General features: G+C 59.4%; 13 protein-coding genes. 9 read left to right on the forward strand and 4 right to left on the reverse strand.

Annotation, left to right across the window (positions count from 1 at the left end; translation table 11 throughout):
• Nucleotides 1-71: 71 nt before the first annotated feature.
• The 4 genes from GOW04_RS05645 to GOW04_RS05660 all read left to right on the forward strand — a co-directional run bounded on the left by GOW04_RS05645 (nt 72) and on the right by GOW04_RS05660 (nt 4,445).
• The gene (locus GOW04_RS05645) at nt 72-1,895 is read left to right on the forward strand and encodes a DUF294 nucleotidyltransferase-like domain-containing protein (protein ID WP_171231796.1); all 1,824 of its coding nucleotides are present in this window, start codon (nt 72-74) and stop codon (nt 1,893-1,895) included.
• A 27-nt stretch (nt 1,896-1,922) separates the two neighbouring features.
• Nucleotides 1,923-2,441, forward strand: a complete 519-nt coding sequence (locus GOW04_RS05650; protein ID WP_171116357.1) for a hypothetical protein — start codon at nt 1,923-1,925, stop codon at nt 2,439-2,441.
• Between the two features lie 2 nt (nt 2,442-2,443).
• A complete protein-coding gene (locus tag GOW04_RS05655) occupies nt 2,444-3,856 on the forward strand; it encodes a PolC-type DNA polymerase III (RefSeq protein ID WP_171231797.1) in 1,413 nt (470 codons plus the stop codon).
• An 88-nt stretch (nt 3,857-3,944) separates the two neighbouring features.
• Nucleotides 3,945-4,445: a flavin reductase family protein gene (locus GOW04_RS05660; RefSeq protein ID WP_152457720.1), complete on the forward strand. Its 501-nt coding sequence runs from the start codon at nt 3,945-3,947 to the stop codon at nt 4,443-4,445.
• On the opposite strand, the gene GOW04_RS05665 is transcribed toward GOW04_RS05660, so the two are convergent.
• Genes GOW04_RS05665 through GOW04_RS05675 form a run of 3 tightly spaced genes read right to left on the reverse strand, consistent with a single transcriptional unit; the run spans nt 4,442 to nt 6,674 of the window.
• Entirely contained in the window at nt 4,442-4,921 is a 480-nt protein-coding gene (locus GOW04_RS05665; RefSeq protein WP_171231798.1) for a DUF6505 family protein, read from the reverse strand. The two genes, GOW04_RS05660 and GOW04_RS05665, sit on opposite strands and share 4 nt — an antisense overlap.
• The gene (locus GOW04_RS05670) at nt 4,918-5,616 is read right to left on the reverse strand and encodes a biotin/lipoate--protein ligase family protein (protein ID WP_171231799.1); all 699 of its coding nucleotides are present in this window, start codon (nt 5,614-5,616) and stop codon (nt 4,918-4,920) included. Before GOW04_RS05670 ends, GOW04_RS05665 begins: the two co-directional genes overlap by 4 nt.
• Entirely contained in the window at nt 5,613-6,674 is a 1,062-nt protein-coding gene (locus GOW04_RS05675; protein WP_152457717.1) for an Mrp/NBP35 family ATP-binding protein, read from the reverse strand. Before GOW04_RS05675 ends, GOW04_RS05670 begins: the two co-directional genes overlap by 4 nt.
• A gap of 122 nt (nt 6,675-6,796) precedes the next feature.
• On the opposite strand from GOW04_RS05675, the gene GOW04_RS05680 reads away from it, so the two are divergent.
• Nucleotides 6,797-7,525 carry a cytochrome c gene (locus GOW04_RS05680; RefSeq protein ID WP_152457716.1) on the forward strand — a complete coding sequence of 243 codons (729 nt, stop codon included), beginning with the start codon at nt 6,797-6,799 and terminating at the stop codon, nt 7,523-7,525.
• On the opposite strand, the gene GOW04_RS05685 is transcribed toward GOW04_RS05680, so the two are convergent.
• Entirely contained in the window at nt 7,519-9,474 is a 1,956-nt protein-coding gene (locus GOW04_RS05685) for a 4Fe-4S binding protein (protein ID WP_171231800.1), read from the reverse strand. The genes GOW04_RS05680 and GOW04_RS05685 overlap by 7 nt on opposite strands.
• A 262-nt stretch (nt 9,475-9,736) precedes the next feature.
• Between GOW04_RS05685 and GOW04_RS05690 the strand changes: the two genes are divergently transcribed.
• Genes GOW04_RS05690 through GOW04_RS05705 form a run of 4 tightly spaced genes read left to right on the forward strand, consistent with a single transcriptional unit; the run spans nt 9,737 to nt 11,731 of the window.
• Nucleotides 9,737-10,291: a DUF3305 domain-containing protein gene (locus GOW04_RS05690; protein WP_152457714.1), complete on the forward strand. Its 555-nt coding sequence runs from the start codon at nt 9,737-9,739 to the stop codon at nt 10,289-10,291.
• A complete protein-coding gene (locus GOW04_RS05695) occupies nt 10,288-10,869 on the forward strand; it encodes a DUF3306 domain-containing protein (protein WP_171231801.1) in 582 nt (193 codons plus the stop codon). The genes GOW04_RS05690 and GOW04_RS05695 overlap by 4 nt, the downstream gene beginning before the upstream one ends.
• Before the next feature lie 4 nt (nt 10,870-10,873).
• Nucleotides 10,874-11,485, forward strand: a complete 612-nt coding sequence (locus tag GOW04_RS05700; protein WP_171231802.1) for a molecular chaperone — start codon at nt 10,874-10,876, stop codon at nt 11,483-11,485.
• Between the two features lie 57 nt (nt 11,486-11,542).
• Nucleotides 11,543-11,731, forward strand: a complete 189-nt coding sequence (locus GOW04_RS05705; RefSeq protein WP_171116379.1) for a ubiquinol-cytochrome c reductase iron-sulfur subunit N-terminal domain-containing protein — start codon at nt 11,543-11,545, stop codon at nt 11,729-11,731.
• The last annotated feature ends 14 nt before the right edge of the window (nt 11,732-11,745 follow it).

Raw genomic sequence — 11,745 nt, forward strand, 5'->3', positions numbered from 1 at the left:
CTTTCGATCCACTGTTCCCGCCCGGCACACCACTGGGCGGGATTTTTTAACCAGAAAACCGGAGACAACACATGCCCCTGTCCCATGATGAAATTGCCCGGTTTCTGAAATCCGTTCACCCCTATGACGTGTTGCCTTCCGACGCCCTGGATCAGATCGTCAAACAGATCGAGGTCTGGGAAGTTGAGGAGGACGCTTCTGTCTATGAGTTGGGTCACAAGTTGCCCGGGGTGTTCTTGATCTACGAAGGACAGGTTGAGATTACTGATGAGAACGGGGCCATCGTCTCTCATCTGGGGCTGCGCAACTCCTTCGGCGAGAGAGGCCTGCTGAAAGACGGCAAAGCCGCCACCAAAGCCCGTGCTCATACGCCGTCGGTCCTGATGGTTCTGCCACCGGATTTGGTGCGCAGTTTGATCGACAACCACGATGTCGTTGCCAAATTCTTCAATCGAACCCGTGGAGATCGCAGTGGCCCGCAAAGCCTTGCGACCAGTTCGATTGACGTTTTGATGGCGCGCGATCCCGCCACCTGCCCTGCGGACACGACAGTTCAGGAAGCGGCACAGATCATGCGCGACAAACACATCTCGTCGCTATGCGTGACAGATGGAGAGAAGTTGAAAGGTATCGCCACCCTGCGGGACATTTCGGGCAAATATGTTGCCAACGGGTTGCCCGCAACCACACGGATTTCCGAAATCATGACTGCAAATCCCGTGACGCTGTCGCCCAGCGATATCGGCTCGGACGTTCTGCATATCATGATGGAGCGCGGCATTGGCCATATCCCTGTTTCCGAAGGCGGTCGTCTGGTCGGGATCGTGACGCAGACCGATCTGACCCGCTATCAGGCCGTCAACTCGGCCGAGTTGGTTGGTCGGATCGCAAAGGCTGACAGTGCCGAAGAGATGGCGAGGGTGACGGCGGAAATTCCGCAGTTGCTGGTTCAGTTGGTTGCCGGCGGGAACCGACACGAGATTGTCACGCGGCTGATCACCGATATTGCAGACACGGTTACCCGCCGCCTGCTGAAATTGGCCGAATCTGAACTGGGGCCGCCGCCTGTACCCTATTTGTGGCTGGCCTGCGGCTCACAGGGACGGCAAGAACAAACCGGCGTATCGGATCAGGACAATTGCCTGATGCTGGACGATAGCGTCACCGACGCCGATATGTCCTATTTCACCAAACTGGCCAAATTCGTCTCTGACGGGCTGGACGTCTGCGGGTACTTCTACTGCCCCGGCGACATGATGGCGACCAATCCGCGCTGGTGTCAGCCTGTTCGTGTCTGGCGCGACTATTTCAAAGGCTGGATTGCTAAGCCAAACCCCGAGGCGCAAATGCTGGCCTCGGTCATGTTCGACCTGCGCCCCATCGGCGGTGCATTTGAGTTGTTTGGCGATCTGCAAGCGGACACTCTGGCAGTGGCCAGGGCAAACTCGATCTTCGTCGCACACATGATTTCGAACTCGCTGAAGCACACGCCCCCCCTGGGCCTGCTGCGCGGTTTCGCGACGATCCGCTCGGGCGAGCATCGCAATACGCTGGATCTGAAACACAACGGAGTTGTGCCCGTCGTCGATCTGGCGCGCATCTACGCACTGCAAGGCGAACTGACCGAAGCCAACACCCGCGCCCGCCTGAAAGCAGCCGAGGCCAGTGGCGTGCTCAGCCCTTCTGGTGCGCGTGACTTGCTGGACGCCTATGATCTGATCGCTGAAACCCGGCTGGAGCATCAGGTGCGGCTGGTTAAATCCGGAGCGGTGCCCGACAACTACCTGCCACCGTCTGAATTGTCGGACTTTGAGCGAAGTCATCTGCGTGATGCTTTCGTGGTGGTAAAAACGATGCAATCGGCAGTTGGCCACGGCAAGGGAATGCTGGGCTGACATGCGACTGACCAACGGAGAGACCACATGTTTCTGGAACTGATCGGCACGATTTTCGCAGGGGTCGCATGTGCCGGCATCGTTCTTCTGCTGAACAAGCTGACCGGAGGGCGTTTGCCAAAATGGACAACGCCGGTTGCGGCCGGTCTTGGAATGATCGCGATGACCATCAACAGCGAATATTCCTGGTACGATCGCACGCGCGACCAACTGCCTGAAGAGATGACCATCGTGCAAGAGGTCGAAAGCCGCGCGTTTTATCGTCCCTGGACCTACGCGGTGCCGTTCGTTGACCGGTTTGCCGCAATCGACACCGTATCGGTGCGCACAAACGAAAACGTTCCGGAACAACGGCTTGTCGATCTTTACTTCTTTGGCCGCTGGGCTCCGGTTTCGAAACTGCCGGTGGCCGTGAATTGTGCAGAAGGCCGCCGCGCCAACCTGGCGGATGGTGCCGAATTTGCCGAGGACGGGCGTCTGGTGAACGCTGACTGGATTGCAGCCGGAACCAATGACCCCGTCATCGCAGCCACTTGCGGGGTGTGATCATGCTGACCGGATTGAGTTTGAGGCTCAGGATTTTTCTGTTCTTCTGTCTCCTCGCCCTTGGCGGGGTTGCCATCAGCGCCACCGCTCTCTGGATCACCTATTCCCGTGCGGGAAACCCCGGTCTGCTGAATGATTTCGTCTTCGCCGAAATCCTGATCGGATTTGGATTTCTGGCACTGGTCGCGGGTGTTTGGCTGCTGTTCGACGACAACGTCGCCAAACCGATCGAACGGCTTTCCGCCCAGCTGCGGGCCCGTGCACATGCCGGTGTAAGCACTGACCTGGACATGCAGGCCGCGCGGTATCTGGGTGATCTTGCCCCGGCAGCGGCGGGATTGGCGGAACAACTGGCCTCGAACGCCATGCGCACAGCCGAGGCCGTGGCCGCCGAAACCGCGCATCTGGCCGCCGAAAAACAGCGCCTGACCGCGCTGCTGACGGAAATCCCGGTGGCCATGCTGCTGGCCAGTCCGAAACATCAGATCGTTCTGTACGACGGGCAGGCCGCCGAGGTTCTCGCCCAGATCGCGCATCCTCGACTGAACGCATCTCTTTTCGAATATCTCGAAGCCACCGGCCTGACGGACGCATATGCCAAGATGTGCAAAACCGGAAAGGACGTCTATTGCACCCTGTCCAGCGTGGACGGGCGGCAGACCTATTCCGCCAGGATGAAACCCTTGGGGGATGCACCCGGATATATGCTTGTCTTCGAAGACAGCGCGACACATATGTCACCGGACGATGCCCGCCCGCTGGTTTATGATTTCGAACTTCTCAATACACCGGGGGATGATGCGTTCGAGAACCGCCCCCTGTCGGATCTGTGTTTCGTGGTTTTCGACACGGAAACAACCGGTTTGCTACCTCACAAGGATGAGATCGTGCAGATCGGCGCAGTGCGCGTTCTGAATGGTAAAATCGTTCAGGGTGAGCATCTGGACATGCTGGTTGATCCCGGCATTCCGATTCCCCCGGCCTCGACCAAAGTACACAAGATCAGCGATCGTATGGTTCAGGGGGCGCCCGATATCGCCGAAGCCGGACGCGTATTCCATCAGTTTTCGCGCGACGCGGTGATCGTGGCGCACAATGCCCCGTTCGACATGGCGTTCCTACGCCGCCATGCCAAACGGATGGGTGTCGAGTGGGATCATCCGATACTCGACACGGTTTTGCTGTCTGCGGTGCTGTTCGGGGCAAGCGATACGCACACACTGGACGCCTTGTGTGAACGGCTGGAAATCACGATCCCCGAAACGTTGCGCCATACCGCACTGGGCGACGCGGTCGCCACGGCCGAGGCATTGATCAAGATGCTGCCGATCCTGCAAGCACGCGGCCTGACGACTTTTGGCGAGGTGATTATAGAAACCCGCAAACATGGTCGTTTGCTGGAAGATCTGAACTGACGGCATAAATTGCACCCGGCAGTCAGCTTTTCATGGACAATCCGGGCCACGCATGGCACCTGATGCGCGGCCAAGGATTAAGCGCGCGATGACCGAAAAGACCTTCAGACCGACCCCGGATCAAAGCCCCGCCTTTCGGGAAGCGCTGGGGTGCTTCGGCACCGGTGTCACGGTGATTACCGCGCAATCCGACAATGGCCCGCGTGCCATTACGGTGAATTCATTTGCCTCAGTCTCGTTGGATCCGCCACTGGTCCTGTGGTGTCTGGCCAAGGAATCATTCCGATTTGATACGTTCAGTACCTGTGATCTCTATTCGATCCACGTCATGGCGCAGGATCAGCAGGATCAGGCGTTGCGGTTTGCACGCGATGGGGCGGATTTCTCACATGCGGACTGGACCGAGGATGAGGCCGGGCGTCCACATCTGGCCCAGTGTCTGGCCCGGTTCGATTGCCGCCTTCATGCCCGTCATGACGCCGGGGATCATCTGATCATCGTGGGTCAGGTAGATCAGGTCATGTATCGCACCGGCAAAGGGCTGATCTTCAAACGCGGGCAGTTCGGCGGGTTTGTCGACCTGATCTAATCGTCCAGCGACCCGTGAACCGCCAACGCCTCCAGCTCCGCGTCCTGCGGAGTGATCACGCGAAAGGCTTCGTGCACGCCTGTCTCTGTCAATTCCCTTGCGACGGTCAACAGCGTGTTGGCCGGATGGTCTTCGCACAACTCTGACATGTGGTCGATTTCAGCTTGCGCAACGCCCAATGCGGCCTCGACCGAGGGTGCGCCATAGAACTGCACAAAATGTTCGGCCAGGTTATGCGCAATCTGATCTTTCTCTGCGGCTTCGATCTGCGTCACGGCGACAAAAGTCACCCGGCCAAAGGTTTCCAACCCCAGCCAGCCATTCGCAAATGCCTGTCGCGCCTTGCCTTCAAGATCGCCCTGCCCCCAGTTGGAAAACTCAAACCCGCCCGAAACGCACCACTCTCCGGTGCGCGCCGGGGAATGAAACACGTTCATGTCGCTTTCGTCGAAATGGATCGCTCGGGCCAGTTTCATTCACGGTTCTCCAACAAGTCAGTCAGGGGGCGCAGATGCGTGTCGACCCCGTCGCGGATCAGCATCCCGAAACGTTCATCCGTTCCAAGGAAAACGCCACCGTCGATCAGCGGTTCGCCCACGCCGCGCAGCAGGCCCATCCATTCGGCGTGCAAGGACGCGTTGCCATCCTCCTGCCAACGGTTGAGCCAGGTCAACATGTGTCGTGACCAGCTTTCCACCAACTGCGTTGCAGAAACCTCGGCACAGCCTTCATCGTACAGCGCGGTGATATCAGGGGTTTCACCCGGCGCATCACTGGTTTGCAACAGCGTCAGCTCCCAACCGACGACCAGCCAGTCCGGCTCTTCCTCGGGCATTGATGTTGACGCAGCCGCGCGGAACCGGCCGCACCGCGCCCCGTTCACGCAAATCAGACCATCCCAACCCAGATGCACCGCGACCTCTGGCGGGGCCAAAGCGCCCAGCGCGTTCTGGAATCCCACAGCACAAAGCGGCAGCATCGCCACCGCATCCTGCAATGGTACCTCGGGGGCAAAAACAATTGCCACGCGCAGGAAATCCGCCTGAATATTGTAGACAACCGTCCCCGCATCACAGCCCAGCGCAGCCATGGCCTGCGCGCGCTCGAAAGGGTCTTCCCCACCCTGAACCGGGTGGCCCGTCAGCAAGGGTGGGAAAACCGGCTGGCTCATGCGTTGCCTTTGGCAATCATGTCGCGGGCGATCTTGCGGAATGCCTCGGCCTGCGGGCTGTCAGGTTTGCTGACCACGATGGGCGCGCCCCCGTCGGCGGCGACGCGGATGTCCAGATGCAACGGGATTTCACCCAGCAGCGGCACGCCCAGCGCCTCTGCCTCGGACTTGACACCACCATGACCGAAAACATGTTCTTCGTGCCCACAGTTCGAACAGATATGCGTGGACATGTTTTCGATCATCCCGACAATGGGTGTCTTGAGCTGGTTGAACATGTCGATTCCCTTGCGGGCATCAATCAGGGCCACGTCCTGCGGCGTTGAGACGACAATGGCACCATCCACCTGGAACTTCTGGCTCAGCGTCAGTTGCACGTCACCGGTGCCGGGCGGCAGATCGACGATCAGAACATCCAGCGCGCCCCATTGCACCTGGCTCATCATTTGTTGCAGCGCACCCATCAACATCGGCCCACGCCAGACAACCGCCTGACCCTCATTGGTCATCAAACCCATCGACATCATGGTGACGCCGTGGTTGCGCAGCGGCAGGATCGTCTTGCCGTCAGGGCTGGCCGGACGGCCCGAGACACCCAACATCCGGGGTTGCGACGGCCCGTAAACATCCGCATCCAGCAGACCCACACGCCGGCCTTCCGCAGCCAATGCGCAGGCAAGGTTGGCCGAAACGGTGGATTTGCCAACCCCACCCTTGCCGGACGCAACGGCGATGATCCGATCCACACCCGGCACTGCCTGCGGCCCGGTTTGCGATGGCTTTGGTTTCGGTTTCAGATCCGGCGGTGCCTTGTCGGAATGCGCGGTCATCAAGGCCGAAACATTTGCCACGCCTTCCACCATCTGAGCGGCCTTTTCAGCCGTGGCGCGGACGGGTTCCATCTTTTCCGCATATTTCGGGTCGACCTCAAGCACGAAGCGTACCGTGTCGCCTTCCACATTCAAGGCGCGCACGATGCCTGCGCTTACGATGTCCTGCCCGGAAACCGGGTCGGTGATCTTTTTCAGGTTCGCCAGAACCGCGTCACGAACACTCATGCTTGTTCCCCTTGATCCGCCCTGCTGACAGGGGCGTGCGTATCGACTCGCCGCTCATTGCACGTGTCTCCGTCTTTGTCTGTACATTTGACGCATCCCGCCCCGCGAAGTTACGTTGAGCCATGCGCTTTGTCCTCTTGTGCCTGAGCCTGACGCTCTCTGCCACCCCCTCTTGGTCACAAGAGGCGATTGGCCTTGCGGCCCCGGCAGAGGTTAAAGACTCCGGCCTGTTGCAACATATCCTTCCTCGCTTCTCTCTCAAGACCGGGATCCGTGTTATTGCAGACGACGCCGGGGTCATGGTGCTGGAAACCGCGCCGCCCGGTGATCCGGTCTTTGCCCGCAACGACGTGATCTATCACCTGCGTATCGAAGACAACGACCGCCAGACCCGTTTTCTTGAATGGCTGAAATCGGATATCGGCAAGCGCACGGTGGAAAGCTTTGCCCCGGCAGACGGAGGGCCCTACTCTGCCAGTTTTGATATTGCCGTGGTTGAGTCCGGTGACATCGTTGAAGGCGACACCCAACTTGGCGAAGAACTTTCGATGACCCATTGCGGGCGCTGTCATGTCATCGGGCCAAGGAACCGCATGAATGGCCTGGGGTCGACGCCCTCTTTCGCCGTTCTGCGCGCAATGCCCGACTGGTCGCAGCGATTCGAAGCGTTTTTCGCCCTGAACCCCCACCCCGCATTCACACAGATCGACGGTCTGACACCGCCTTTCGATCCCGAACGCCCGTCTCCTATTCACCCGGTTGAGATGACATTGGACGATCTTGACGCGATCCTGGCGTTCGTATCGCGCATCGACGCTGCGGATCTGGGTGCACCTCTGAAACTTCAGTGATCCTTTCTGTCTGAATAGTAATCCTCGGTCGTGACGACCCGAGGCTTGGGCTTTGACTGGAAAGGATTGTCTTGCTGTTGGAACTGCACGTTCACCCGGCAATTGTCACACATCTGGATCATCCGCGCCTGATCCGACGTCGCGAACATCGGATGCGTGCCCGAAAGCTTCTCCATGATCCGCTCAACCGTGGACTTCACGCCGAACAATGCCCCGCATTCCACGCAGGCAAAAGGTTCTTCTTCGTTCAGAACCTGCTGTGACAGGGCCGCATCGCTGAGATCAAGTTGTGGAACAAGCGTGATCGCATCCTCGGGGCATATGGTCTTGCACATCCCGCATTGCAGACAGGCGTCTTGTTGGAAGTTCAATTGCGGCATATCCGGATTGTCGATCAACGCACCGGATGGGCACAGCGACACACAGCTGAGGCACAGGGTGCAGCTGTCGGTATTCAGTGCAACTGCCCCGTAAGGCGCATTTTCAGGCAGCGGCAAAGGCGATTCAGCCTGCGGGTTCAGCGCCTGTGCTGCCAGCCGCGCGATTTGCCGGCGATTGCCCATAGGCAAGACCGGATCGGACAAAGGCCGGGGCACCGCCTGCCCGTACAGCAGATCGGACATCGCATCGGGGTCTGCTTCGCCAATCAGGCCTATACCCTCAGGGCCTGCAATGGCATGTGCCAATTCAAGCTCCCGGTTCAACGCCTCGCGTTCAGTCGTCGGCGCCAACAGCACATCCACCCGCGCGAACCCATGCGCCAGAGCAGCCAGCATCTCGGCATGGCCAAAGCCAGATATCACATTCAATTCCAATGGGATCACGTCCGAAGGTAATCCACGTCCGAAACGCGCCGCCAACCGGATCATTTCGGCCCCGTGGGCGTCATCATGTACAAGCAACCGAGGCGCGGTGCCGCCGGCCCGTCGATAGGTACGGGCCAGAATATGCATCCGCGACAACAGCGCCGAAACAGGTGGGTCTTCATAGGTTATGGCCGTTGAAGGGCACAGCGCTGCGCAAGCACCACAGCCTGCACATACCATCGGGTCAATCGCCACATGCTCGCCCGCCGGGGAAATCGCACCGGTTGGGCAGATATCCAGACAGTTGGTACAGCCCACCTGCTCGGCCCGGGAATGGGCACACAGGGTTTCTTCCACGCGCACATAAAGCGGCTTTTCGAATGTCCCCACCAATTGCGCGGCTTCAAAAGCCAGACGTTCCACGGAAACCGCAACCCTGGGATCAGCCCGTAGATAGCCTTCGCGCTTGTCCGGGGCCTGAACAAAGGGCGTTTCTCCTGCCAGATCGATGACAATGTCACACGATGAAAGCGCGCCGTCCTTTGGATCGGTCCAAACAAACGCGCCGCGCCCACCGGGCACGACCTGCTGAAGCGCGTCCAGACGCAACGAAAACCCACCAAGCGCACCGGAAACCGAACGCAGCCGCCCCCGCACCACGTCATAGGCGCGAGAGAGGGGCTCTGACAAATCAGTCGTCATGACGGTCACTGCCAACGAATCCGCCAGACGCTCTGCCAGATCAAAGGCCACCGCACCGGGTCCGATGATGAAACAGGTGCCTTCACTGAAGACATCCACGCTGGGTGTGACCGGTTGCGCCAGAACGGCCTCGGCCGCCAATGCCGCCATCTTGGGGGTCGCATCCGCACCTTGGTCTGACCACCCGGCCCGATCGCGCAGATCGACAAATCCGGGCACGTCGATATTCAGGTCTTCGGCCAGTGACCTGAAAACGTCATGCTCTTGCGCACAAGCGATGACGGTATCACCTTCTTTCATCAAGGCGGCGGCGGACTGCAACTCATCGGTACAAAGCGCCGTATGCAACCTAGAACAGGCAACGCCGCAGGCGCTTTCGATCTTGTCCGGATCGATTGCCTGTGTTCCGGCGCAATCACATACCAGTAGTTTCGTGGCCATATCCTCTCCTCGGGCAACCGCCCCGGTTCAATGCACACTAGGCTGTACCCCCGGGAAAGCAACTTCAACCCCTTGCCGCGTTTCCTGCATAGGGTTGAATTTCGGCAATAAATGCCACGAAACACAAGCATTCACAGGCCTGCTCACGCAGTTGCTACCCTGGACTACGACCAAAGTCGTAGAGCTTAGGCTTGGCACACAGCCAGTTTGTGTACCATAGTGGACTTGGAAAGGCAGGGGAGAGCCTTTCGGGGAGGAGCCAGTGGCCAAGGCCGCAAGCCAGACTGAAATGCCGGTTGGCGTCATCGTGCGCAAGACACCCGGGGTCACACGGTGGGCCCGGTGGAACTGGCGCGCTGTGGCCCTTTTACCCGGCGCGGGGCCGGCCGACTGGCAGGAACTGCGCCGCGAAGGCGATGCGGTCGAGTATCACGCGGCCACCTTGCCCCTGACGCTTTGGGCAGATGAAACCGAAGCCTACATGGTCAACCTGTCGGATGGGCAGCCTTCGCTGTACCTTGTGCTGCGGGACGAACTGAAGGGCGAAACACCCCTGAATGCAGTGCTGATCACCGCCTCTCCGTTCGAGGGGCAGGATTACGCAGATACCGGCGAAGAAATTGTCGAGAAGATCCCGATGACCGAAGGGTTGATTGCCTGGGTTCGCGATTTTACTTTGAAACATCATCAGCACGAAGTTTTCGTCAAGCGCCGCCGCGACAAGAAGCGGACAGATCTGGTTGAAGACGGTAAGGGTGATGCTCGTATCCGGCAGACGTCGGACGTGTATCGCGCCCCGAGAAAGGCGCTGCAATGAACCGGCCCGATGATTTCTGGTCTCGCCGAAAGGCCGCCGTTCACGCCGAAGCCAAGGCCGAGGCACTGGCCCTTGAAGAACAGGCGATCGCAGAACGGCAAGCGGAGCTGGAAGAAAAGGATGACGCCGAGATCCTTGCCGAGTTCAATCTTCCCGACCCAGAGACCCTGCAACCCGGCGACGATGTTTCGGGCTTCATGGCCAAGGCCGTGCCTGATCGCCTGCGCCGTCGTGCTTTGCGTCGGCTGTGGCGGCTGAACCCGGTTCTGGCCAATGTCGACGGGCTGGTTGATTACGGCGAGGACTACACCGATGCGGCCTGCGTAATCGAAAACATGCAAACCGCCTATCAGGTTGGAAAGGGCATGCTGGCACATATCGAAGCACTGGCGGCCGACGCGGAAGAGGCCAAAGACGATGCTGCTGAAAGCGAAGCCGATACGCGCGCTCAACCCGAGGCCGAGCCGGTCGAACCCGATACCGGGCCCGAACCGGTTTCCGTCGCCCGCGCGGACGAGCCGGAAGAAATCGACCTTCCCCCGGCGCCACGTCGTATGACATTTGAATTTGAAGGATGACCGAATGACCGCAAGTGACGCGCACACTCTGGACGTTTCAGCCGAGGATCGCCTGCGCGCGGATTTCTACAACTTTCTGGGCTTGCTGCTGGCCGGTCCACCCGACCAGATGCTGCTGGATCAAATGGCGGGCCTCAGCGGGGATGACACTGATCTTGGTCAGGCCATCCAAGCCATGGCGCGGGTTGCAAAGGTCACCAAGCCCGCCGCCGCGGAGCGGGAATTCAATGCATTGTTCATCGGTTTGGGTCGGGGCGAATTGCTGCCCTATGCCAGCTTCTATCTCACGGGTTTTCTGAACGAGAAACCTCTGGCGCAGCTCCGCAATGACATGGCGGTGCGTGGGATCACACGCGCCCAGAACGTGTTTGAGCCCGAGGACAACATCGCCTCATTGATGGAGATGATGGCAGGCATGATCGTTGGGCGTTTTGGCAGCCCGGCATCCCTTGAAGACCAGAAAGCGTTCTGGAGCAAACATATCGGCCCCTGGGCCGCACATTTCTATTCGGATTTGGAAGCTGCTGAAAACTCTGTTCTCTATGCATCCGTCGGCACCGCCGGTCGGGTATTCATGGAGATCGAGCGCGAAGCGTTCCGGATGACAGCGGGGTAGCCCGCACATCGCCGGTGCCCTGTGGGCACCAAACCGCAATTGGGACAGGAGGAGCCCATGAGCAAGACCAAGGAAGAAGGCGCCACACGCCGCGACTTCCTCAAACTGGCCGGAACCGCAGCGCCTGCTGCTGTTGCCGCCGCCAGCCTGACCGGGAAAGCCGAAGCGGCCGAAGCGCCGACAGACGATACCCGCATCCAGGATACCGCGCATACACGCGCCTACATCGAAAGCACCCGGTTCTAGGATCGGACGTTTTC

The organism is Ruegeria sp. HKCCA4812 (genome assembly GCF_013034245.1).
GTDB lineage: Bacteria > Pseudomonadota > Alphaproteobacteria > Rhodobacterales > Rhodobacteraceae > Ruegeria.